Source organism: Paraburkholderia sp. EB58, from assembly GCF_050436665.1.
In the GTDB taxonomy this organism is placed as follows: Bacteria; Pseudomonadota; Gammaproteobacteria; order Burkholderiales; family Burkholderiaceae; genus Paraburkholderia.
This window is the reverse complement of sequence record NZ_JBNDMQ010000017.1, coordinates 16259-40001: the sequence shown is the minus strand read 5'-3', so window position 1 is coordinate 40001 and position 23743 is coordinate 16259. Positions and strand designations below refer to the sequence as shown.

Genomic DNA, 23743 nt, shown 5'->3' with positions numbered 1-23743 from the left:
CGAGCGGGCCGCATTCAGAACTGCATCGTCGCACTCGCCACAGCGGTGCGCGTCGGCGAAGGCGAGACGTAATAGCCCCACGCAGTGGTCCAGTAGCGACGGTTGAACAGGTTGTTGATCCCCGCACGCAGCGTCACGTCCTTGCCGGCAATGCGCGTTTCGTACTTGCCGCTCAGGTCATACGTCACATACGACGGCACGAACTGTGTATTGGCCGCATCTACCGCTTCGTTGCCAACATACTTGCCGCCAAAGGCCAGCGTGAGCGGGCGCAGGTAAGACGGGTTGTATTCGACGCGGCCGGTCACCGTGAAGCGCGGCGCGCCGTAGATGCGCTTGCCTTCGATGCTCGGGTCCTCGATATCCACCGCCTTCGTATCGAGCCACATCACGCCGCCGAGCACGCGCCACTCGTTTGTCAGCGCGAGCCAGCCGCTCGCATCGACGCCGGTGTAGCGCTTGGTGCCGTCCTGCACGAAGACGTTCTCGGTGTTGGTGTAGTTGTAGCCCTGGTCGACACGGAACAGCGCCACATTGGCGCCCCACTTCCGGTGATCCGTTTTGAAGCCAATCTCGTACTGCTTGCTGCGCAGCGGCCCGTACGTGGCCGGATAATTGAGGTTGGTGTTCGATGCCGAACCGCCCTGCTCCAGCGACTCGACATAGCTCGCATAAAGTGTGGAGTACGGATCAGTTTTGAACATCAGCGCTACAGTCGGCGTGACCGGATCCGCGCTGTATTGCGAGGTGACGGCGCTGCTCGGAGCGTAGACGTCCTGACGGAACTGCGTGTAGCGCAGGCCCAGCAACGCCGAGAAGCGCGAGGTGAACTGCACGGTATCGCTTGCGTACAAGGCAGCCTGAGTGGTACGCGACTGCCGGTACAGATTCTCGCCAATGCCGACGTCTGCATTGGTGAGCAGGCTGCTGCCATACAGATTGCCGGTGCCGAGGCTGTAGCCTTCGTTCCAGCCTTCACTGTTGTCGTACTCGCTGGTCTGCGACTGGAAGCCTGCCCCGATCACAACGTCATGCTTGATACTGCCGGTATTGAACTGGCCCTGCACCATCGCATCGACGTTCTGGTAGAAGTAGCGCGTCAACGCGGCATAAAGCGTGTTCGAATAGTCACCGGCGCTGTCGTTTACGAAGATCAGGCTATCCGAGTTGGTGCGATTTTCCTTGGCAAAGCGGTATTTCAGGCTCGCGTGCCAGTTCTCGGAGAGACGGTAGTCGAGGCCCGTGCCGAACGAAGCCATCTCCGTCTCGTAGTAATTCTGCGGCTGCGTGAGGTCGCGGTTGATCGAGCTCGCATCGGGAATGCCCAATCCCGTACCGAACATCAGGCCGAACAGCGTGCCGTTGGTCTTGCGCTTCTGATAGAACGCGTCGGCGCTCCAGGTCAGGTCCGGCGTGATGCGGAAGTCGAACGCCAGCGACGCTACCTGGCGGCGCACATGACCGTTGGGCTCCTCGGTATTGCCGTCTTCGTTCACCAGGTTCAGGCGGTAGCCAAAGCGGTTGTCGTTGCCGAAGCGGCCGCCCAGATCGACCCTCTCGCTGAACACGCCCGCCGACTCGTAGCCGACCGAAATGCTCCGGTACGGATCGTCGGTTGGGCGCTTCAGGACGTAGTTGACGATACCGCCCGGTGAGCCGAAGCCATACATGAAGCCCGACAGCCCTTTGAGCAATTGCACCTGTTCGAACGGCTCGAGCGGGAGATCCGTGTCCCACGAGGGGAAACTCTGACCGTCGACCTTGATGCCGTTCAGCGTGTCGACCGGCATGCCGCGCACGGTAAACATCGAGTTTTCGCTGACCCGGTTGCTGCTGCTAACGGCTGCCGCCGGATCGTACTGGAACAGATCGTTGGCCGTCGATGCCATCAGATCGTCCGCCTCCTCGCTCGATACGACGTGGGTCGAGAAAGGCGTGTCGACCTGCTTGCGTGAACCGAGCGCGCCGGCGCTGACCTGATCGGTTTGCGTGGCCGCGTCAGCAGCCGATGCGGTGACGCTAACAGCGGGCAACGTAACCGCATCGGTCGCGGCGGCTTGCGCCCAGCCGGGCGTCGACAGCGTGGAGAGCGAGAGGCCGGCGCTTGCCAGAAGCGCGGCACTGAGAAGCGAGGGAGTACGGGTCGTGCCGCGGGCAAACGCCAGGCGGCGGATGGAAAACGGATTCTGCATGTTGTTCTGATTGAGCGCAGGCGCAGGCAAACGCCCGTGCAGCAAGGTCTGCACGGGACGGGAGCGCTCGTAGCGGATCGTTGTTAAGTGAAAGGTTCAATACAGAATGCGAATCATAATGCGAGTCATTCGCATCTGCAAGAAAATTCTTGCGGGAAGCTTTCGGAAGCGTGGGAGGATTACAGCGGGGGTAGGTCTAGTACGGGGGTGGCTACTACGGCCGGCTTGCGGGCTGAACTCAGCGGTAGGTTTCGCCTTCGCGGCAAGTGTAGAAGCAGAGGCACGACGCTTTGACGCCGATGGTGACACCGAGACTGCCTCTTTAAACAAAACGATGGCGCACGCGGAAACCGGCGGCAAAGAAAAGGACAACCCCCCGCTGCACCACGCTGCGATCAAACCCAGCAACGACGATGCACGAACGAATCTGCGACACCCATGAACGGCAACTTCAACGGGTTAAAACCGGTACCCAATCCCGATAAAAGTAATGATCGGATCCGCCGTAATGTGCGTCCTGTTGGCCAACACCGTCTGACCATTGGCGGCCACGGAGCTGACCGTCGCATTTGTCTTGAGAGACAGATACGTCACCGACGCAGTCGCGTACAGGTTCTTGCTGATATTGTAAGAAACGCCCGCCTCGAACGCGGGGTTCCATGACGGACTGAGCGAAGCCTTGACCTGCCCGCCCGGTCCTGCGATCTGTTGCAACGCCCCACTGAAGGTCGGATTGAGTTCGGTATGCGAGTACCACGTATAGTTTGCACCAACACCGACGAACGGGCGCAGTTTCGTCTGCGCGTCGAAGAAGAAATACTTCAGGAAAAGAACGGGTGCCCACGACCGGGTGGTGGCGAGCGGCTGTAGATTTCCCAAATTGAGCGATGGCCCGCCGGCACCGAATGGTGTGGCGTTGCCCTGCGCATAAAGCTTGAGCTTGGGAGGTACGCCCGTTGCCAGGTCCAGCGCAATATGGTCCGTAACAAAATAAGTCGTCGAGAGCTTTAAGGTGAATGTGTTATGTATCTGACCACCCGTTCCCGAAGACGTGAACGTGCCCAAAGCGGAGCTGCTCTGCAACGAGGTTGCGGAAGATGGGCCAAAGTCGAGCCAGGCCCCGCCTACGCTGGTGATGAGACTGCCTGCGCTCTGCCCCATCGCACTGGTACATATCGCGCCCGATAACAATAGCGCAAGGTATGCAGATTTTTTAAACATGTCTCCTCCTATTTATTTCGCATACCATATCAATTATTTTGCGTCGATGATTTTTCTTGATCGTCGCACCGACGCTTTTTCCTGAGCCGCCGCTCAGAACTGTTCAATAGGCAGGTTCGACCCGCTCGATACACCGCTGCGGATTGTCGCCAGAAGCGCATTCGCTTTGGGCAAGACCTTGTCGGTGTAGAAACATGCAGTGACGAGCTTGGCGCGATGGAAGTCCGGGTCCTCATTCGCTGCGATCTTTCCTGATGCAGCAAGCGCTGCGCGCCCCATCTGCCAACCGCCGCACACGTAGCCGGTGAGCATCAGATAGTCGACGGAACCGGCAAGCGCGGCATCGGGCTGAGTCGCCAATGCGTGCAGCATCCAGGCGGTGGCATCGTCGAGCGCCTGGATGCCGGCCTCCAGCGCCTTGCCAATGGACGCCACTTGCGTATCCGTGCTGCCCACCAGCTGCGCCGCGTCCTGACGCATCTGCGCAATCAGTTCAATCATCGCCGCGCCTTGATCTGACGCGAGCTTGCGGCCTGCGAGGTCGGCAGCCTGGATGCCTGTCGTGCCCTCGTAGATCGGCGCGATTCGTGCGTCGCGCAGGAACTGGCATGCGCCCGTCTCTTCGATGTAGCCCATCCCGCCGTGCACCTGCACGCCCGTCGACGCCACCTCGACGCCCAACTCCGTACACCATGCCTTCAACACGGGGATCAGCAGATCGACACGCGTCTGGCGACGTGCGCGTTCAGCGGCGTCGGAGTCACGGTGCGCGCGGTCCATGTCCGCCGCCATCACGTACGCGAAAGCACGCATCGCTTCGACCTGGGACTTCATCGTCATCAACATGCGCCGCACATCCGGGTGATGGATGATGGCTACGGCGCCACCCGATTTGCTCGCCGCGAGCCGCCCCTGGACGCGTTCCTTCGCGTATTCGCGGGCCTGCTGATAAGCCCGCTCCGCCATCGCGAGCCCCTGAATACCGACCTTCTGGCGTGCCTCGTTCATCATCGTGAACATATGGGCGAGACCCTTGTTCTCCTGCCCTACCAGATAACCGATCGCCCCATCCTGATCACCGAAGCTCATCACGCAGGTCGGACTCGCGTGAATGCCAAGCTTGTGTTCGAGGGACGCACAGTGCACGTCGTTGCGCTGCCCGATAGAGCCATCGTCATTCAGCAGGAACTTGGGCACGACAAACAGCGATATGCCGCGCACGCCCTCAGGCGCGTCCGGCGTGCGTGCGAGGACGAGATGAATGACGTTGTCCGTCATATCGTGATCGCCCCACGTGATAAAAATCTTCTGGCCGAAGAGGCGGTAGTGGTCGCCTTCGGGTACGGCCTTCGTGCGCACGGCGGCGAGATCCGAGCCCGCTTGCGGCTCGGTCAGGTTCATGGTGCCCGTCCACTCGCCGCTGACGAGATTGGGCAAATAGCGCCCCTTGAGCTCTTCCGAGCCGTGCTGTCTCAGCGCCTCGGTGGCGCCCGCCGTCAACAGAGGACACAGTGCGAACGCCATGTTGGACGAGTTCCACATCTCGACAGTCGCCGCCTGCAGCAACTCGGGCAATCCCTGTCCGCCGAATTCCGGGTCGCCGGAGAGACCGCTCCAGCCGCCGGCGACGAACTGCCGGTAGGCTTTCGCGAAACCGTCCGCTGCAACCACGCCGTCCTTCGTCAGGCGTGCGCCCTGCTCGTCACCGGGCTTGTTGAGCGGCGCCAGCACTTCGGTCGCGAGCTTCGCCGCCTCGTCGAGCACAGCCTCGGCGAGTTCGGGCGTCACCTCCTCGAAGCCCGGCAGCGCTGACAACTCGCTAATCCCGGCCAGTTCCGTCATCACGAAGCGCATGTCGCGCAGTGGTGCCATATAGGTGCTCATCATCATCTCCAGTATGGGTTTTGTTGCAGTGGGTCCAGTTCACCGGACAACGCCGGCCAGCCCCTGAAAAAATCGCCGACGATCGAATAACCAGCGCTCTGAAAGATCAGTGTCTGCAGTTTGTGCGCCGCAATACGATGCGATCCGGCAGACATGTCTCCTCCGTCAAGGTCGTTGGGCGTATCATTTGATGAACAAAACACCGGTTCAGGAGGCGCCCACCGAGGGGCGATTCCCCCATGACCGGCCGGCGTGCCGCACCCTTGTCCAGCACCGTTGTCCGTGCAGTTGTCCGGTTGTAGAACTGCGATCGCCTCGCTGGAATACATAGTGTCCGAGCGCAGCACCGCACAACATCCCCCGTAGAGGGGAGCACGATTGCGTGGACGGGGGATGGCAGCCAGGGTCAACCCGTATGCCCGGAGCAGTTGATGCACGTGATAGAAGCGACAAAAACGCCGCCCACGAACAGGCCACCTCTGTTCCTCGCAACGAAGGTCTTTCCGCCACGCCTGCCCACGGGCCTGATCGATCGTCCGCGCCTTGCCGCTCTTGCCGCCCAGACGGAAACGAAGCGCCTGACGGTGATCAAGGCACCCGCCGGATTCGGCAAGACATCGCTCGCGCTCAGCTGGCTAAATGTGCTCGCGGCGGGCAGCGCGCGGGTCGCCTGGCTATCTCTCGACGCCGAAGATGACGAACCCGGCCGATACTTCAATCACCTCGCGCATGCATTACGGCAAGCGTGCGCCAACGTAGGCGTCTCAGTGATCGGCTTGACCGCGGAAGCGTCGTTTGTGCCGGCGAATGCGCTCGCGGCGACGTTGATTAACGAACTTGTCGACGTCGACGACGAGGTCTACCTTTTCATCGACGACTACCACCTGATCAGCGAGGCACCGATTCACGAGGCGATGTCGCTCTTCATCGCCAATGTGCCCTCGCAGGTCCATGTGGTGCTTTGCACCCGAACCGATCCCCCGCTTCCCACGGCGAAGCTGCGAGCGCGAAACGACCTGTTGGAAATCGATGCGTCGACGCTGAGATTCAACTTCGACGAGACGCGCCGTTTCGTCGAGCGCGAATGCCCTGGCAAGCTCCGCACCACGGACGTGAAATCGCTGTTCGCGACCACCGAAGGTTGGGCCGCCGCGCTGCGCATTTCCGCGTCGGTGCTGGCCCGGGACGATCGCCCGCGAGGCTGGCGGGCAAGCGCTCCGACCGGCGCATCGAGGCCGCTTGCAGACTACCTCGAAGACATACTGCAGTCCTTACCTTCTGCGATGCTCGAGTTCATGCTGCGTACGGCGATACTCGATCGCCTGAGTGCACCGCTTTGTGAGGCGCTCACCGGCCTGAAGACCAGCCAGCTCATGCTGGACGCCATTGTCGCGCGCCAGTTGCTGCTGGAGCCGTTGGACCTGGAAGGACACTGGTTCCGCTATCACCCGCTCATGGCCGAGTACCTGCAACGGCGGCTGGAGGCCCGGTACCACGACGAAATCACCGAACTGCATCGCCACGCGTGGCAATGGTACGCGGCGCAGCGCCAGTGGACCGACGCGGTCAGGCATGCCATTGCGGCCGGCGCAACGAGGGATGCCCTTCGCCTCATGGAACACTGCGCAATGTCCCTCCTCAAGGCAGGCGATCTGCTCACGCTGGTCGGCTGGCAGCGTCAATTCCCAGCTGACCTGATGCGGGCACAGGTCACCGTCACGCTTGCGACGGCCTGGGGCACGGTCCTCGCCATGCGCTTCGCTGACGCGGTGCCGATGCTGGATTCGATCGAACGCGATGCCGCCGGCAAGGGTAGCGACGCTGATCGCGTCCGCAGGGAGTGCGTCGCCATTCGCTCGGCGCTTGCCGCCTTGCAGGATGACCCGCAAAGGGCGCTCACGCTCGCGCAAGACTATCTGAGCCGACCGTCGCGCGATGCCTGGACCACCAATGCGGTCTCGAACGTGGCCCGCTTTTGCCACTGGAAAGCGGGCAATCTTGAAGCCCTTCACGCCACACCGTGGATTCCCGATTCCGTCGCGGAAGACCAGCGCAGCGTATTCTCGTCGGTGTATCGGCTTTGCCTGCTCGGCCATGTGGAAATGCAGCAACTGCACTTTCCGCTTGCGGAGCGCCTGTTCAAAGAAGCGATGGATCTCGCCGAGCACCATTCAGGCTCGCACTCGATAGCGGCGGCGTTGTGCGCCCCGATGATCGCCCAGTTGCTTTATGAGCAAGGGCGCCTCGACGAAGCTGAAGCGCTGCTCGTCGAGCTGATGCCGGTCATGGAACTTGCCGTATTTCTCGACAGCGTGCTGATCAGCTATCGCATACTCGTTCGAATCGCCGTGGCGCGCTCCAATTTTGCGCACGCGTATGCCTTGCTCGATAGTGGGCAGGCACTGGGGCAGGCACGTGGATGGAACCGGCTGGTTGCCGCCGCGCTCGCAGAAAGAACCCGGCTGAATCTTGCAGAAGGCAGGCTTGCTGAAGCGGGCGCGTGCGTCGCACAACTTCGTCAGTTGGCCGGATCAAATGGCCAGTTGTCCACTCCGGTGTCGCCGGAGATCGAGAACTACCGGGACCTCGGGGCTGCGTACCTGGCGATACGACGGCAGCAGACACAAGAGGCGGTCGTCATCCTGAGCGGCGCACTGGAGCGTCTCGAACACATCCACGGAACTTATCTCGCGCTACGACTACGGACCCTCCTCGCGCTGGCGTGGCTGAACGCAGGCGAGCGCGAACGGGCGCTCGAGGTATTCCACGAGGTTGCGACGGTCGCAGCACCCGCAGGTGTCTGCCAGTCCATCGTCGATCAAGGGCCTGAGGTCGGCCCGCTACTGAAGCTGGCGCGCGACAACGTCCCCACCCCTGCCAAAGCGCAGGTAATCGTGAAGTGGCTAGACCGTCTGCTGGATAGCTGGCGAGCACAGCACGAACCCAACAGCAAGCCCCCCCAGGAAGCCGAGCGGGAGCGCCTCAGCTCGCGGGAGCGCGGCATCGTCGAGTTGATCGCACAGGGACAGTCGAACAAGGAAATTGCGCGTACGCTCGGGATCACACCTGAAACGGTCAAGTCCCACATCAAGAGCGTGTTTACCAAGCTCGAAGTTGATAAACGCGCCCAGGCTGTCTCGCGCGCACAGGCACTCGGCCTGGTTAAACACAGGTAGCAACCCGCGCTACGCGGGCCGAATCTGGGCCACCTGGTGCCTCACCATGCTGGCTTATCGCGCGATAAGAAATACACAGGCATGTATCAGGACGCCCGCCATGCCGCCGACAAACGTACCGTTGATCCGGATGTACTGCAGGTCCCGCCCTATCTCCGCCTCAAGCTTCCCGCTCACCTCCTTCGCGTCCCAGCCTTTCACGACGTCGGTGATCAGCCCCGACAATTGATGACGATGGCGCAGCACGAGCAGGCCGGCAATATCGAGCCACCATGCGTTCAGCTTGTGCTGAATGGAGGGTTCACTCGCCACGCCTTTGCCGATGGAGACGAAGGTGCCGGTGATCATGTCGCGCAACGCCGAGCGCCCGCTTCCTAGATCGGCAAGTACGTGCGCACGGAGATGATCGAGCAGGACGCGGTAATAGCCGCCTTCCTCGATATGCCGGATGCAGTCGCGCAGCAACACTCGACCAAACCGGCGATAAACCGCTGACGTCCGCAGGTTATTGGATAGATCCTGCACCGCGCCGTCGAACTGATGCCGAAGCTCATGCTCGGGATTCGCCACGACCTCATGAATGAGCGCGATGATGCCTTCGACAAACTTGTTGACGATATAGGCGTCCAGCGGCGCGGGTGTGAATTTCGACGCCTCGCTGAACTTCGCCTTGATCAGGTCCACGTTGTCGCTCAACCACGTTTCCACGGCGCTCAGTCCGCGATCTAGTAGAGGCTGATGACGGTTGCCTTCGGTGAGGATATCCAGGACCTGGCTCGCGACGCGTGATACGTCCAGCGTGCGCAAACGCGGTATCACGAGCCGGTTGAAAATGTGTTCAACGTCCGTCTCGTCGATACCCTCAAGCAATCGGGGGAGCGAGCCCGCCACTACGTCCGCGATCACTGCGCTGTTTTCACGGACTGCGAGCCATCCTGCCAGCGCTTCTGCCGCGTTGAAGCCACTCAGTCGGCCGATGATGACTTCGGGGGTCAGGAAGTTTTGCTCGATGAAGCTACCCAGACTCTCGGCGATGCGCTGCTGGTTCTTGGGGATGATGGCCGTGTGCGGGATCGGGATTCCGCACGGGTGCCGGAACAACGCAACTACGGCATACCAGTCCGCAATCGCACCGACCGTACCCGCCTCGGCAAACGCACGCGGCCACTGCAGCCACGGATGCGCCGCCTGCCAGGCTACGCACACAACCAGCAGCACGATCATCGCCGCGAGCAGACAGGTCGCCGTCGTGCGCATACGCCTCAGCCGAACGAGCTTCTCGTCCGTTGTTGAGTCAACCTGCGCGCTTCCGTCGTTCCTGTCTGTCCCAGTCACAAAACTCAACTCGCCTACTCCCGAAGGAACCGCTTCACCACCGGAGCAACCTCAGTTGCCCGCGTGATCAGAAAAAGATGGCCGTCATCTATCACGTGCAGGGTTGCGTTTCGAATCCTGGCCGCAAGGATCTTTGCGTTCGTCAGCGGCACGATCGGGTCGTCGTTGCCATGCATGACGAGCGTCGTTTGCCGAAGGCCGCCCAGCCAGGGCAAGCTGGTCCAGCCCGATGCAGCCAGCAATTGATACAGATAGCCACGCCCGCGCGGCGGCTGGATATGGCGGGTGTGTGCATCGAGCAGCGCGGCGTCGTGCCGGTACGCGCCGCCGTATATCTCCGCCCCAATTTGCCGCAGGTACGCCGGATCAGTATACCGTCGTGGGCCGATCAGTTTTGAAAGTACCGACAGCCGCGCTGGCACCATGATCACCCCGGGCGACGTCGCCGCGAGAATCAGCCTGCGACAACGCTGGGGGTAAAGGTGCGCGAACTGCTGGGCCAGCGCCCCACCCCACGATACCCCGAGCACGTCGACAGGGCCGGTGTAACCCAGCCGTGTCAGGAGCTTGTCGGACAGGACGGCAAGCGTCGAAAACCGGTACGGGATCAAAGGGGCGGGCGAGCCGCCTACGCCGGGGACGTCAAAGATGATGACGGTGACGTCATCCAGTGCCGCAACGAACGGTTCAACCAGTTCGAGATTCGCACCGATGCCATTGAACAGGAGCAGCGGCGGCGAGGCGTCGCTGCCACGCCGGACGGCGACGCGCAGCAACTGGCCGTCCAGGTCGATCGTCTGGATTTGCATGGCGTCGACAAACTCCGGGCTTGTTTGTAATTCGGTCATCCGGTTGGTTCCCTGTTGCGTGGACGTTGCGCTTCGCTTGGTTCGCTCATGACGGCGGGCTCGCACCCGCCCGCCAGATCACTTCTTCGGCTGCACAAGCGCTTTCAGTTCCTCGACATGCTCCGCAAAACGCTTCGTCACGACAGCAATACTGTCCGTTTGAGCGCGATACGCCGCGTCAGCCAGTTCCTGCATGTCCACGAATGCCTTTTGCAGTGCCTTTTGCACCCCTTCACCCGTTGCAACAGCGGATTCGCTGCCGGGGGACCTCAAACGGGTCACGAGCGATTGGAGTTCAGTCATCGTCGAACGCGCGATATCTACCTGCTTCTGACCAAGTTGCTGGACACCGGCGAGCGCCGTCATGTTCGCCTCGGCGAGCGCCTCAATGTCCTTGCGGCGCGATTCGAGGATGGCGGCTACGTCGACGCCCGGCAGCTTGAACTGCGTGATGAGCTTCGTATATTCACCAAAGATATTGCTGGGATTGGTTGCTGTCATGATGACTCCGTTAAAGTAGTTGAAAAAAATTGCTTTCGCTATCCGGCAGTCAAGCCGGTTAGGCTTCCGAAACATAGGTGCCGGGTGCTTCCACACCGGCCGGGTGCTGTTGACTGCCAAGGGCCGCAGGCGCTGCCCGCTTTTCGCCGGACCGGGCCACCAGCCAGTCTCGCCAGTTGCCCCACCACGTGTCCGCTTCAGCCTTTGCGCCATCAAGCCACGCTTCGGCGCTAGCCGGCAACTTGGGGTTGAGGTAGTACTTTGACTTCGGATTGCCAGGCGGATTGATCAGGCTCTGGATATGACCGCTCGAACTCAGAACGAAACGGGTATCGCCGCCAAACGTCGTCGCGGTGTTGTACACCCCCTTCCACGGCGTAATGTGATCGGTGACGCCTGCCACCACATACTTGTCGCACTTGACCTCGGCCAGGTCGATCGGCGTGCCCAGCACCGTCAGCGCGCCCGGCTTGCTGAAGAGGTTCTGCGTAAAAATGTCCAGCAATTGCCCATGCATCTTCGCCGGGAGCCGGGTCGTATCGTTGTTCCAGTACAGGACGTCAAAAGCGGGCGGTGCATTGCCCAGCAGGTAGTTGTTGACCCAGTAGTTCCACACCAGATCGTTGGGCCGCATCCACGCGAAGACCCGGCCCATTTCCTCGCCCGCCAGCACGCCGCGTGAAATGCTGTGCTGCTTGGCCGCCGCAATCGCCTCAGGCGTTGCAAAGAGGCCGAGTTGCGAGTCGGCGGTGTTGTCGAGTACAGCGACCATCAGCGTGGTGGCATTGACTGTCTTGTCACCCTTGCTCGCGAGATGTCCAAGCAAGGCGGAGATGGTCATCGCACCCGAGCAGGCGCCATGCAGGTTGACGTCGTCGCAGCCGGTGATCTCACGCACAGCCGTAATGGCTTCCATGAGCGCGGTGACGTAGGTGTCCAGATCCCAGTGGCTTTGCGCCGCAGTCGGATTGCGCCAGCTGACGACAAACACCTGAAGCTCGTTTTTGACCAGATAGTCGACGATGCTCTTGCCCTCGGAGAGATCGAAGATGTAGAACTTGTTGATCTGCGGCGGCACGATCAGTTGCGGCCGGCTGTGGACCTGCTGCGTCGTCGGCGCGTACTGGATCAGTTCCAGCACTTCGTTGCGGAAAACGACCGCGCCTTTGGAGGTACCCAGATTCTTGCCTACCTCGAAAGCCGTCTTGTTGACCTGCGCAGGCATGCCCTGATTTTTGAGCAGGTCCATCATGATGTTGTTGGCGCCGTCCAGCAGGCTGGCGCCACCCGTATCAATGACCTTCTTGAGCGCCGCAGGATTGCCTAATAGCGTGTTCGTCGGAGACGCCGCGTCCGTTATGAGCGACATCACAAAGCGCGCACGCTCCTTGTTAGCGGGGTCCAACCCGGAGCGCTCGACGAAACCCGCAAGGGCACGTTGCCACGCAAGGTAGCCTTGCAGTGTCATGCGATACAGCGAATTGTTCTGCCACGCGGCGTCGGTGAAGCGTTTGTCGCCCTTTGGGGGCGTGGATTCCGCGTTACCCGAGAACAGCCCGAAAAGCTCGCGAACGAGAGCCGCTTCCTGCTCCATGGCCAACCCAGGTTGACGCAATGCCTGAGCGCCGATTTTCTGTGCGGTTGCGACGATGTCGCAGGGCCGCAGGCCGACAAAGGGATTGGGACCCAGCATTCCCTCAGCAGCCGACGCCGCGAGATCATCGACCTTATCGCCTGGTTGGCTTGCTTGCTGGCTTTGCTGCGCGCTCTGCTGCCGGCTTTCTTTGATTACCGCCATTTTGCTGCTCCTTCAGGAATATCTTCCGCTTCGCCAAACGTCAGGAATCACGCAACCAGCATCGCGAGGGTTTCTGCAATCAGTGCCGGCTTGTCTTCGCCATCGATCTGCAGTTCGTTCATGATCTTGATGAGGACGCGGCCGCCGCCCTTGCTTTCCGCCGAGACGAGCGTGACACGACTCCGCACACGCGCCCCTGCCTTGACGGCCGTCATGAAGCGCACCTTGTCCAGACCGTAGTTGAGGCCCGCCGAAGCATCCTTGGGAACGACGCCGATCTCGATCGCGAAGCCACCCAGCAACGACAGGGTCAAATAGCCGTGTGCGATCGTGCCGCCGAACGGACTCTCACGCTTCGCCCGCTCCTCGTCCACGTGAATCCATTGCTTGTCGCCCGTGCACTCGGCGAAGGCATTGATACGCGCCTGGTCGACCACCACCCAGTTCGATACGCCCAGCTCGCGCCCTACGAAGTCGCCGATGGTGGCAACGCTGTAATTTTCCAAACTCATCGCTTCCGCTCCTGGAAATTTGCTTGCCAATCAGGCGAACTGCTCGCGCAGCCACTTCTTGTTGATCTTGCCGACACTCGTTTTTGCCAGCCCATCGACGAACTTCACGATCTGCGGCACCGCGTATCTGGATATCTTTCCGGATGTGCTGAACGACAGTACGTGTTGCTTGATGTCGTCCTCCGTGACCGCGAATCCCTCCTTGAGCACGACCAGCGCCACCGGTCGCTCGCCCCATTTGTCATCCTTGATGCCGATGACGGCCACTTCGGAAACGCCGTCGTAGCGCGAGATCAGATTTTCAATCTCGAGCGAAGACACCCACTCGCCGCCGGACTTGATCACGTCCTTGAGACGATCGGTGATCTGGATGTTGCCGGTAGGATCGATATTGGCAATGTCCTGCGTATGCAGATAGCCGCCGGCCCAAAGCTGCTTCGAAGCGTCGGGATTGTTCAGATAGCCTTGCGTAAGCCACGGTGCCCGCGCGACGAGCTCGCCGGTGGCTTTGCCGTCGTGGGCAAGCTCGTCCATGTTGTCGTCGACGACACGCAGGTCAACGAGAGGAACGGGGCGGCCGGTCTTGCAGCGCAGGCGGAGCTGCTCGTCGGCGTCGAGCTTTTCGGCGCCGGGCGGAAGTTGCGCGAGACTGAGTACGGGGCACGTTTCCGACATCCCGTAACCGACGAACACATCGATGCCGCGGTCCACCGCCGCCTTGGCAAGGCCTTGCGGCAACGCGCCGCCACCGATGACGATCTTCCATCCGCTCATGTCAGTCGCCTTCCCTTCCTCGCACGAGAGCAGCATGTGCAGGATCGTGCCGACACAATGCGAGAACGTGACGCCCTCTTCGCGCACGAGTCGCGCGAGCCGGTCCGGCAGATAGCGTCCGGGATAGACCTGCTTCACACCCAGAACCGTGGCGATATACGGCATGCCCCATGCGTGGACGTGAAACATCGGGGTGAGCGGCATGTACACGTCGCCTCGATGGAAACGCTGTCCCGAAACAGGGCTCGCCAGCGCGCCCATCAGGGTGAGGGTGTGCAGAACCAGTTGCCGATGCGTGAAGTAGACGCCCTTCGGAAGACCGGTCGTGCCGGTGGTGTAGAAAGTCGTTGCGCGCGTGTTCTCATCGAAATCCGGAAACACGTAGCTCGTGCTACTCGCCGCCAGCATCGCCTCGTATTCGGTCGAAAACGGAATTGTGTGTTCGACTGCTTCGCTGTCCGGTTCATCGATCCAGATGAAAGTACGCACCGATTCCAGTTTGTCCTTGATCGATTCCACGACAGACAGAAAATCAGTGTGAACCAGCAGGACTTCAGCGCCGGAGTGATTGATCGTGTAGGCGATTTCTGCGGGCGACAGACGCACATTCACGGTCTGCAGGACAGCGCCCATCATCGGCACGGCGAAATAGCTTTCGAGGTAGCGGTGGCTGTCCCAATCCATCACCCCGACGGTGGTGCCGTGCTTCACACCCAGTTCGCTCAAACCGTTGGCAAGGCGTGCGATACGTTCGCGTAACGTCGAATAGGTCATGCGGACCTGATCGCGGTAGACGATCTCCTCTTCCTGCGCCTGAACGAACGGTGTGAGCAACAGCTGCTTGATGAGCAGCGGATAGGCGTAAGCGTCGGATTCGAGCGTGTTGACTGCGTTCTGCATCTATGTCTCCTTCAGTTCCTGAATAAGTTGCAAGCGTGGGTTGCAAATCTGGGCTGCAAACGTGGATTGCGGGCGAAACGCAGGTCTATTTGTCTTTCCCGGCCTGCTGTGGTATCGCGTTGGGTCAATCATCCAAGGGTCAGGGCTCGGGAAGTACCCCCTGAATGGGGGAGTACCGAGGAAACAACCGGGGGACGGGCGCTTGCAAGACCCGGGTTAATGATTTCGTCGAAGCTCGGTATTGCCGGTCGTCCTGTGGTCAATCTGCGGTATTTCCCGCGTCATACCGCTGGACAACACGGAAACCCGCGGTCAACGAGCTCGTCATGTCCATCATGGACAACACGAGGATCACCAAGGTATGGGGCGGTGAAGGCAAGCTGTCGCTGCCGCTAGCCGAGGGCTCCCCCTCTTTGCCCTGGCTTGCGTTGCGATTTTCCGCACATATAAAATGCATTGATATTCTTGATCAGCAGCCCGAACCCGATAATGGCATTCATGACGGACACGTCCGAAGAAATGCGGACGAACCACTGGTTCCGCTCTTTGCCTGCGGCCGAGCAGGAAGCGCTTGTCCAGCGAAGCGAGTTGGTGACGCTGCAGCCCGGCGAATATCTATTCCACCGCGGCGATATGCCGACCTGCTTCTGTGGCCTCAAAAATGGCCGACTCAAAGCCTTTACGCTGCGCGAGGACGGCAAAGAGGCAATCCTGGCCGTCCTCGAACCAGGCAACTGGTTCGGACAAACCTCCATGGCCAGTCGCCAGCCACGCGCGCGCGATGTCGTCGCGATCGAGCGATCGACCGTCTTCGTGGTCAGGACACCTGCCTTTGACGAACTGATGCAAAGTCAGGCCTTCCTCCGGGCCATCGCCGAGTTGCAGACCATCCACCTCAATTGGCTCTATCGCATGGTCGAGGATGCCACCCTCCACTCGACGCGTGCACGCGTTGCCCGGCGCCTGCTGCTGCTCGCGTCAGGCGACGTGAGCACGTGGCCAGAGAGCCGCCAGAACGTCAGCATCTCGCAGGACACCCTAGCCATGATGCTCGGCATCACGCGCCAGACGCTGTCGCTCGAACTCAAGGTATTGGCCGAAAAAGGAGCGATCGCTCTCCGGTACGGTCGAATCGAAATATGTTCGAAAGACATTCTCTCGTCCTTCCAGGACTATCCGTGATCGCTCCCACCGGGCTTTAGAGCCGCGCGCCGGCCTCGTCGCCCTATCCTGCAGCCTAGAACGTATGCCGTATGCCGGCCATGATGCCTAGCTGCGTCGTGGTGTACGACGAGCTCAGGGCGTTGATCCCCTGGAACTGTGCGCCGACCATGCCACCGCGATACAGCGAGTAGTCCGCTTCCAGATAGGTATCTGTGCGTTTCGACCAGTTGTAGTCCGCGACCAGCTGGAATTGCGTCGAATTCCCGTTGGCTGCTTCCGTCTTCCCGGTCTGGGTCGTGCGCCACACATTCGCAGAAAGGTGGGTTGCATCCCCTAGCAGCTGCGTGACGCCGCCGTAAAACATGCGCCGCGAACTGAACGTATTGAATTCAAGCGCGGACAATTCCGGCGGGCTGAACGGACCATTAGGGAAATTGCCGACAAACCCGTCATCCTGCCGATTTTCGGCCCAGCCGGCCGTGACCGTCGTGCTGCCGAAGGTATAGGAGCCGCCAGCCGTCCATGACTTGAGGTGCGCGGAAGTGTTCACGGCATCGCGCGAGTCCAGGTACGCCGCAGCGAGACGCAGCGGTATGGCGGGCAGATAGAGAAGCGACGCCCCAATCTGACTGCCCGAACCAAACGCGCCTGCATTGCCGCCAAACGCATACGACAGCTCAGCCGTCAGGTATTGCCATCGCGCGGCATATTTGACCATGTTGCTCGTCCAGACGCCCTGAGCCATCATGACTTCCGGCCGGAACTGGTAGAAGGTCGGCATCCATGCATTGGTCACGAAGGCGCTTAGAACAGCGTCGGCAAGCGGGTTGATCTGCCGACCCATTGTCAGTTTTCCGTAACTGCTCGACTGCAGGCCAACGTAAGCCGTATTGAAGAACGGATAAGCCGGATCGACCTCCCCGGTGTTCGGGAAAAAGCGATTCTCCAGCGCGAAGATAACCTTCGTTCCGCCGCCAATGTCTTCCGCTCCCTTGAGTCCCCAAAGACTCTCGCTACCGCCGTTGGCCATCTGGACGCGAGAATCACCTTGCGGATCCGCATGCGTCGTGTAGCGAATTCCCTCATCGACGAGGCCGAAAAGCGTGACCGATGACTGCGCCGCTGCTGAGACGGAATACAGCGTCGCAGTAGACACGACGGCGGCCAACAGGCCGGCCTTGCGTCGATGCCACTCTTTTCCAGCCAATCTCCTTGCCTTCCTCATTGATCAACTCCAATATTATGATTATGTCGTACTACGAACCATGTGAACCACATCCACAAACTGTGTATCGCCAACTGGCGACGAGCACCGCGTTTCTTTGTTGCGTAACGTTGTGCCCACAACCACACGGTGCCCGGAAACGTCGACCGTAACTGCCAGAAAATTTACATTCCGCGCTGCGAACTCGGCGACCACTGCGGCACGCCTTATTCCGCCGCGTTGAAGAGGCGTGGGGGATTACCCTACGAGCCTGACAAAGCGCGGCGCGCAAGCAACAGATCAACCCGGCCGGCAGCCTTCGGGGTGGACGTCTCGACTGCGCGTTTCCTCTTCCTGCAGCAGTCTCCAATGGATTTTTCCGCTCGTCGTACGGGGCAAACTGGCCGCGAACTGAATGACGCGCGGGACCTTATACGACGCCATGCGCTCGCGGGCCCACGACACAATGTCTTCTTGCGTCGCGTGCTCGCCGTTCCGTAGCACGATGAGCGCCTTTACCGACTCGCCTCGTCGCGGATCGTGAGTCGCGATGACACACGCTTCCTGGACGGCCGGATGCTCGAACAGCATGGCCTCGACCTCGGCCGGCCAGACTTTGTAGCCGGAGGCATTGATCATGCGTTTCAACCGGTCGACGACGAAGAAATACCCGTCACGATCGATATAGCCGAGGTCTCCCGTGCGCAAATACCGCCTTCCATCGATCAGAACGAATGCATCGTGTGTGGCTTCCGGCGACTTCCAATAGCCGTCGAATACCTGAGGACCGCTCACGAGAATCTCGCCGGTTTCCCCTTCACCGAGAGGCTCGAACGTCTCGGGATCGACAACCAGTGAATACGTGCAAAAGACCGGCACGCCCATACACTGTGGCTTGCTGTGCCGCGGCGGGTTGATGTGGGTCGCAGCCATTGTTTCGGTCAGGCCATACCCTTCTACGTACGGGATGCCCCAGCGCTCCTGGATCTGTTGCGCAACGGCGTGCGGCATCGCGGCACCGCCGCCGCTCAGGTACGTAATGGAGCTCAGGTCGAACCTGCCGATGTCCGCAAGGTTCAGCAGGTCGATGATCATGGTGGGAACGGTGACCCACGTGTTCACGCGGTGGCGTTCGATCACCTGTGCGGCGCATTTCGCGTCCCAGCGGGTCATGATCGCCATCGTGGCGCCGATGAACACCGGCATGTTCATGCAGTTCTGCATTCCGGTGACGTGAAACAGCGGCACCGAGCACAGCATCACGGTCTCGTTCGCGAGGTTCGGCCATTCAGCGCACGAGACCGTTGAATGCATCACGCTACGATGGGTATGGATGCACCCTTTGGGGCGACCGGTCGTACCGGACGTATAGGGAATGACCGCCAGATCCTCAAGCCGGGATTCGTGATCGCGCGGAATACACGCGCGCGCGAGAACGTCGTTCCAGCTGACGACGCCAGCATGGCCGCCGATCGACTCTGCATGACGCTGCGGCTCACCCGAAGCCAGGACATCGGGCAGCGGCAGATCAGTGCCGTTGCGAAGATAGTCGGCATAGCGCGCACGGATCACATGGTCTACCTGGTTGCCCAGCCGCGAGCGTACGTGCTCCATGAGTTCTTCGCCGACGAAGGCGACTCTCGCCCCACTATCTTCAAGTATGTGCTGCAGCTCCGAAGAGCGGTTCATTGGATTGACGGGCACCACGATCGCATCCGCGCGCAGCACCGCATAGAAGGCGACCACGAACTGCGGGCTGTTCTGCATGTACAGGACGACGCGGTCACCCCGGGCAATGCCGCAATGCTGCTGCAGGAATCCGGCCATCGCGTCGACTTCGGATCGCAACTGCCGGTAGCTAACGGTACTGCCGTAGTAAAGGATCGCGGCCTTTTCCGGATGGCGGTTCGAGGAGACTTCGAGATTCGTGTATAGCGATGTCTGCGGCGCGGATATATCTCGCGGAACGCCGCTCAACCGACGCGTTGAGGTTGCCGTCATGTCTACTCCGGGCATGAGACGAAATGCAGTGGAAGCAGGTGGCGACTCCACTGGCCGATTTCTTCGAGCGTCGCAGCGGTTTCCGGCAAGAACGGGAATAGTGTGAAGACGTGGACCGAATCGGCCACCATCTTCAACGTCACGTTCGCGCCGGCTGTCCTTGCGCGCTGCGCAAAACGCGTCGTGTCGCTTTCCAGCACCTCTCCCTCAACGGCTGCGAGGAACACCGGCGGCAGGTCTGCCAGATCCGCGAACAGCGGCGACACCATCGGGTCGGTCGGCTCGTGGCCCTGGAAGTAGGACGCGACAAGGTTGGACAACGTCTCGCGATTCGCAGCCGGGTCGTCGCCCGAATTCGCCATGACGGAGGGGCCGCCCAGCGTGAGGTCAGTAAGCGGGCAGATTGCAATGACGCCGGCCGGCAACGGCAGCTCCGCGCGACGCAATGCAGCCGCCAGCGCTAGAGCCAGGCCGGCACCGGACGATTCGCCGCTCAGGAACACCGTCGACGGATCGACACGCGCAGCAAGCAAGCCTCGATAGGCGCTGAATGCGTCATCGAATGCCGCTGGATACGGATGCTCGGGCGCGAGGCGGTAGTCGACCGTGTAGCACGGACCGTTCAGGGCGTGCGAGAGACGGCTCGCGTATTCAACCGAACTCGCAGCCGAACCCAGCACATAGCCGCCGCCGTGGAAGTGCAAGACGGTCGCCGTTTGCCCTGCTCCCGCCGCAACCACGCGCAACGCGCTCACGCCGTGAAGATCGACGTCCGTCACTTCGGTGCTAGCCGGCGCCGGGAACTGCTCCAGCAGGAACCGTTCGTAGGCGGCACGCTGTCCCCGGTCGCCACGCGCAATATCATCCGGCTTGAACACGCCCTTCCAGAGATCGAAAGCGCGCTGGCTCTCGGGGCGTGCCATTCGCTTGCCTTCGCGTGCCGCGCTCAGACCCACAACCTCGCCCGGCGGCAGCTTGACCGCTTTGAGAATGTCGTGCCCCCATGCGAACGACCACGACGCCTCTGCCAGCGGATCGATACGTGAGAGCCCCTTCAGTCGTCCGTTCCGCTGACGCACACGTGCCTCGTCAGGCTCGTGTGCCCAATCGACGACAAAGCGCGCGCCCGCCTGAATCCGCGTCGTACGCGGCTGGCGGCGCCGTTCGTATTCCAGTAAGGCGTCCTGAACGCCGTCCGGCCCATGATTCTTGAGGCAGGTGGCAAGGACCCACGCGTCTTCGATCGCCTGGCAGGCGCCTTGCGCCAGATAAGGCACCATCGCATGCGCGGCGTCGCCGAGCAGCGCGATCCGTCCGGAACTCCAGTGTTCGATCGGATCCCGGTGGTACATCCCCGTGATGAACGTCGAGTCCGCGGCTTCCAGCATCTTCTGGACGGTCGGCTCGGAACCCGCGAACGAGCGCCGCAGCTGCTCGACGTCCCCCGACTGCGTCCACGACTCGCGGCTCACTTCCGTTGCGGGCACCGACGCGAGCACGCTGTAGAGGTCCTTGCGCACCCAGTACGAAACGATATTCCTGCCCACGCCGAACCAGTTGTTCCCCGCCACCGGCAACTTCAGGTCCGTGAGCCGGTCGGCCGGGATAAGCGAGCGCCACATCAGGATATTGGCGAACTGCTTCTCCTCGGGTCCCCGCAGGGCCGTCCGAACCGCAGAGTGAATGCCATCCGCGCCGATCACCGCGTCGCCACGAATCACCTCGCCGTTTTTCAGGGTGACGTAGGCGCCCTCCGCGTCCTGGGAAATCGACGCGCATTCTGCCCCCAGCCGGACCACATTGGGCGGCACGGCGTTCGCGAGCAGGTCGATCAGGTCCGCGCGGTGGACGTTGTAGAGCAGCGCGCCGTAACGTGCCTCTGCCTCCTTGCCCAGCGGAGCAACGTACAGAAGACGTCCCGTGGACAACTCGAGGTAATCAAAGCGCGCGGGCACGGTCGCAACGCTCGCCAGCGCCGGCTCGAGCCCCAGTTCCCGCAACACGATCGTGCCGTTCGCAGCGATCTGGACGCCCGCTCCGACCTCGGTCAATTGCGGGGCGCGCTCCAGTACAATCGGCTCGATGCCGTGGCGCAGCAGCGCCAGAGCGGTCGTGAGGCCACCAATGCCTCCTCCAACGATTACGACTTTCATGCTAAGTTTCTCAAACTGGGTTAGTTATGCCAGTGTAGTTAATTAACTCGACACGGTAAAGTAATGACGACGCTAGGGAAAACCCTTCGCTCAGATGGAGCGGAGACACGAATTCGCTTAAAAGAAGAAGCCCAACGCCTGTTCGCGCTGCGCGGACTGGACGGGGTATCCGTGCAGGACATCATTTCCGCCGCAGGACAACGCAACAGCGCCTCGCTGCGCTACTACTTCGGCAACAAACTGGAACTGGCACGTGAGCTTGTCGTCGACGGCGCGCGCCTGATCGACGAAGACCGTCAGGCGCGGCTCGACAAACTGGAGGCAGAGGAAGGGATAAACGTGCGAGCGGTATTAGGCGCGCTGCTCTTTCCGATGCTTGAACTGGCGGATCGTACGGGTCAAGCAACCTACATCCGCATGATCGCGAACCTGCAGTTGAACAACCGCGCGTTCTTGCGAGAGGCGCTGGAAAACAAGTGGAATCTGGGTTATCAGCGTTGCAACGCACTGCTGCGGAATCTGCTTGCCGATATTGCGCCGGCAATCGTCGATCACCGACTGTCGCTTATTGGCATCTATGGCAATGCCTCGCTGGCCGCGTGGGAAGCGAGCCGCGATAGTGGCGATTCGGGAGGACTCTGGTCCCCGCGATACGCGGTGTCCAGTTTGATGGATACCTTTGAAACCATACTCACGGCTAAGCCGTCGGAAGAAACGCGGTCCCTGCTGGAGGGGTCAGGCGGCGAGAGCTAGTTGTCTCGCGAGAGCGCCGGAAACCCACGGCGCCCTCGCAAGGTCACGCGTTGAAACTGGCGCGATGCCTTACACCGGCGCCATCAGGTAGGGATTATTCTTCCCCGGCTCATAGCGCTGCGCCTTGAGTTCCATGCGTGCAATGCTCTGCAGGTGAACCTCGTCCGGGCCATCTGCGAACCGCAACGCACGGCCCCACGTCCAGCTATCGGCCAATGGCGTGTCGGGGCTCAGCCCCATCGCGCCAAACACCTGCATCGCCCGCTCGCAAACGGCGATGTGAACACTCGGCACCAGCGCCTTGATCATCGAGATCTCCTTGCGCGCCCCCTTCGCCCCCACGTTGTCGATCATCCACGCGGCTTTGAGCACAAACAGCCTCGCTTGATCGATTTCGATTCTGGACTTCGCGATCCACTCGGCGACCGTCCCGTGTTCAAACAGCGTCTTGCCAAATGCCGTGCGTGCCTGGGCTCGCTCCACCATCAGTTCGAGCGCCAGTTCCGCGGCGCCAATCGAGCGCATGCAGTGGTGAATCCGTCCCGGCCCAAGACGCGCCTGCGCCAGTGCAAAGCCGCTGCCCTCTTCACCAAGAAGATTCGACCGCGGCACGCGCACGCCTTTGAACTCGATCTCGCAGTGGCCTTCCGGCGCCACGTGATTGACCACCGTGATATTGCGGATCACCTTCACGCCGGGTGTATCGCGGGGCACGAGAATCATGCTCTGCTGAGCGTGGCTTGGTGCGTCGGGATCCGTTTTGCCCATCACAATGAAGATCTGGCAATTCGGGTGGGCTGCGTTCGTGATGAACCACTTCCTGCCGTCAATGACATAGTCATCGCCGTCACGACGAATCGACGTCGTGATATTGGTTGCGTCCGAGGAGGCCACGGCCGGCTCCGTCATCGCAAAGGCCGAGCGGATCTTGCCGTCGAGCAGAGGCTTGAGCCACTGCTCGCGCTGAGCGGGTGTGGCAAACATATGGAGCAGCTCCATATTGCCCGTGTCCGGCGCATTGCAATTGAACACTTCCGACGCCCACGACACCCGCCCCATGATTTCAGCGAGCGGCGCGTACTCGAGATTGGTCAGCCGGGTACCGGGCTCGTCGTCGCGCAGGTGCGGAAGGAACAGGTTCCAGAGACCCTCTTCACGCGCCTTCTCCTTTAAATCCTCCATAAAGGAAACCGGATATTGACCTGCACTCACTTCGTCGTGCCATTGCCGGATGCGCGGAACGATGTGGGTGTCCATGAACGTACGCACCTGGGTGCGCAACGCTTCAACTTTCGGGCTGTATGCGAAATCCATTTTTACTCTTCCA

The 23743-nt window shown here is 61.0% G+C and carries 16 protein-coding genes; 3 read left to right on the top strand and 13 right to left on the bottom strand.

The features are described 5' to 3' along the window. Positions 1-14: 14 nt before the first annotated feature. From P3T40_RS23890 to P3T40_RS23880, 3 genes are all read right to left on the bottom strand, one after another. Entirely contained in the window at positions 15-2192 is a 2178-nt protein-coding gene (locus P3T40_RS23890) for a TonB-dependent siderophore receptor (protein ID WP_429270302.1), read from the bottom strand. A 459-nt stretch (positions 2193-2651) separates the two neighbouring features. Beyond that, a complete protein-coding gene (locus P3T40_RS23885; protein ID WP_429270176.1) occupies positions 2652-3413 on the bottom strand; it encodes an OmpW/AlkL family protein in 762 nt (253 codons plus the stop codon). Positions 3414-3506: 93 nt separating this feature from the next. Next, on the bottom strand, positions 3507-5297 hold the full coding sequence (locus tag P3T40_RS23880) for an acyl-CoA dehydrogenase C-terminal domain-containing protein (RefSeq protein WP_429270175.1): 1791 nt from the start codon (positions 5295-5297) through the stop codon (positions 3507-3509). A gap of 431 nt (positions 5298-5728) precedes the next feature. Here P3T40_RS23880 and P3T40_RS23875 point away from each other — a divergent pair, with 431 nt between their 5' ends. Then, on the top strand, positions 5729-8473 hold the full coding sequence (locus tag P3T40_RS23875) for a LuxR C-terminal-related transcriptional regulator (protein ID WP_429270174.1): 2745 nt from the start codon (positions 5729-5731) through the stop codon (positions 8471-8473). Positions 8474-8527: 54 nt separating this feature from the next. On the opposite strand, the gene P3T40_RS23870 is transcribed toward P3T40_RS23875, so the two are convergent. From P3T40_RS23870 to P3T40_RS23845, 6 genes are all read right to left on the bottom strand, one after another. Continuing rightward, a complete protein-coding gene (locus tag P3T40_RS23870) occupies positions 8528-9730 on the bottom strand; it encodes a DUF445 domain-containing protein (RefSeq protein WP_429270173.1) in 1203 nt (400 codons plus the stop codon). A gap of 92 nt (positions 9731-9822) precedes the next feature. Next, positions 9823-10656, bottom strand: a complete 834-nt coding sequence (gene phaZ / locus P3T40_RS23865) for a poly(3-hydroxyalkanoate) depolymerase (RefSeq protein ID WP_429270172.1) — start codon at positions 10654-10656, stop codon at positions 9823-9825. Positions 10657-10734: 78 nt separating this feature from the next. Beyond that, positions 10735-11157, bottom strand: coding sequence for a phasin family protein (locus P3T40_RS23860; protein ID WP_429270171.1), 423 nt, complete (start codon positions 11155-11157; stop codon positions 10735-10737). 58 nt (positions 11158-11215) lie between these two features. After that, a complete protein-coding gene (locus P3T40_RS23855; RefSeq protein ID WP_429270301.1) occupies positions 11216-12850 on the bottom strand; it encodes an alpha/beta fold hydrolase in 1635 nt (544 codons plus the stop codon). Between the two features lie 152 nt (positions 12851-13002). Next, entirely contained in the window at positions 13003-13467 is a 465-nt protein-coding gene (locus P3T40_RS23850) for a MaoC family dehydratase (protein ID WP_429270170.1), read from the bottom strand. 30 nt (positions 13468-13497) lie between these two features. Beyond that, positions 13498-15141, bottom strand: coding sequence for a fatty acid--CoA ligase (locus tag P3T40_RS23845; RefSeq protein WP_429270169.1), 1644 nt, complete (start codon positions 15139-15141; stop codon positions 13498-13500). 489 nt (positions 15142-15630) lie between these two features. Here P3T40_RS23845 and P3T40_RS23840 point away from each other — a divergent pair, with 489 nt between their 5' ends. Continuing rightward, on the top strand, positions 15631-16323 hold the full coding sequence (locus P3T40_RS23840; protein ID WP_429270168.1) for a Crp/Fnr family transcriptional regulator: 693 nt from the start codon (positions 15631-15633) through the stop codon (positions 16321-16323). A gap of 55 nt (positions 16324-16378) precedes the next feature. Here P3T40_RS23840 and P3T40_RS23835 read toward each other — a convergent pair whose 3' ends face one another. The 3 genes from P3T40_RS23835 to P3T40_RS23825 form a co-directional block, all read right to left on the bottom strand. Continuing rightward, positions 16379-17530 carry a porin gene (locus P3T40_RS23835; protein ID WP_429270167.1) on the bottom strand — a complete coding sequence of 384 codons (1152 nt, stop codon included), beginning with the start codon at positions 17528-17530 and terminating at the stop codon, positions 16379-16381. A gap of 279 nt (positions 17531-17809) precedes the next feature. Next, positions 17810-19510, bottom strand: a complete 1701-nt coding sequence (locus P3T40_RS23830; protein ID WP_429270166.1) for a long-chain-fatty-acid--CoA ligase — start codon at positions 19508-19510, stop codon at positions 17810-17812. A 2-nt stretch (positions 19511-19512) separates the two neighbouring features. Further along, the gene (locus P3T40_RS23825; RefSeq protein ID WP_429270165.1) at positions 19513-21663 is read right to left on the bottom strand and encodes an alpha/beta hydrolase fold domain-containing protein; all 2151 of its coding nucleotides are present in this window, start codon (positions 21661-21663) and stop codon (positions 19513-19515) included. Positions 21664-21726: 63 nt separating this feature from the next. Between P3T40_RS23825 and P3T40_RS23820 the strand changes: the two genes are divergently transcribed. Then, a complete protein-coding gene (locus tag P3T40_RS23820) occupies positions 21727-22416 on the top strand; it encodes a TetR/AcrR family transcriptional regulator (RefSeq protein ID WP_429270164.1) in 690 nt (229 codons plus the stop codon). A 69-nt stretch (positions 22417-22485) separates the two neighbouring features. Here P3T40_RS23820 and P3T40_RS23815 read toward each other — a convergent pair whose 3' ends face one another. Then, a complete protein-coding gene (locus P3T40_RS23815) occupies positions 22486-23730 on the bottom strand; it encodes an acyl-CoA dehydrogenase family protein (protein WP_429270163.1) in 1245 nt (414 codons plus the stop codon). Positions 23731-23743: the final 13 nt, after the last annotated feature.

What these genes read in the sequence shown, in the direction of transcription:
- phaZ (WP_429270172.1), bottom strand. Translation starts at nt 10,656, where the DNA reads ATGACCGAATTACAAACAAGCCCGGAGTTTGTCGACGCCATGCAAATC.
- P3T40_RS23855 (WP_429270301.1), bottom strand. Translation starts at nt 12,850, where the DNA reads ATGCTGGGTCCCAATCCCTTTGTCGGCCTGCGGCCCTGCGACATCGTC.
- P3T40_RS23840 (WP_429270168.1), top strand. Translation starts at nt 15,631, where the DNA reads ATGGCATTCATGACGGACACGTCCGAAGAAATGCGGACGAACCACTGG.
- P3T40_RS23850 (WP_429270170.1), bottom strand. Translation starts at nt 13,467, where the DNA reads ATGAGTTTGGAAAATTACAGCGTTGCCACCATCGGCGACTTCGTAGGG.
- P3T40_RS23890 (WP_429270302.1), bottom strand. Translation starts at nt 2,192, where the DNA reads ATGCAGAATCCGTTTTCCATCCGCCGCCTGGCGTTTGCCCGCGGCACG.
- P3T40_RS23815 (WP_429270163.1), bottom strand. Translation starts at nt 23,730, where the DNA reads ATGGATTTCGCATACAGCCCGAAAGTTGAAGCGTTGCGCACCCAGGTG.
- P3T40_RS23860 (WP_429270171.1), bottom strand. Translation starts at nt 11,157, where the DNA reads ATGACAGCAACCAATCCCAGCAATATCTTTGGTGAATATACGAAGCTC.
- P3T40_RS23885 (WP_429270176.1), bottom strand. Translation starts at nt 3,413, where the DNA reads ATGTTTAAAAAATCTGCATACCTTGCGCTATTGTTATCGGGCGCGATA.
- P3T40_RS23820 (WP_429270164.1), top strand. Translation starts at nt 21,727, where the DNA reads ATGACGACGCTAGGGAAAACCCTTCGCTCAGATGGAGCGGAGACACGA.
- P3T40_RS23875 (WP_429270174.1), top strand. Translation starts at nt 5,729, where the DNA reads ATGCACGTGATAGAAGCGACAAAAACGCCGCCCACGAACAGGCCACCT.
- P3T40_RS23830 (WP_429270166.1), bottom strand. Translation starts at nt 19,510, where the DNA reads ATGACGGCAACCTCAACGCGTCGGTTGAGCGGCGTTCCGCGAGATATA.
- P3T40_RS23880 (WP_429270175.1), bottom strand. Translation starts at nt 5,297, where the DNA reads ATGAGCACCTATATGGCACCACTGCGCGACATGCGCTTCGTGATGACG.
- P3T40_RS23825 (WP_429270165.1), bottom strand. Translation starts at nt 21,663, where the DNA reads ATGAAAGTCGTAATCGTTGGAGGAGGCATTGGTGGCCTCACGACCGCT.
- P3T40_RS23870 (WP_429270173.1), bottom strand. Translation starts at nt 9,730, where the DNA reads ATGCGCACGACGGCGACCTGTCTGCTCGCGGCGATGATCGTGCTGCTG.
- P3T40_RS23845 (WP_429270169.1), bottom strand. Translation starts at nt 15,141, where the DNA reads ATGCAGAACGCAGTCAACACGCTCGAATCCGACGCTTACGCCTATCCG.
- P3T40_RS23835 (WP_429270167.1), bottom strand. Translation starts at nt 17,530, where the DNA reads ATGAGGAAGGCAAGGAGATTGGCTGGAAAAGAGTGGCATCGACGCAAG.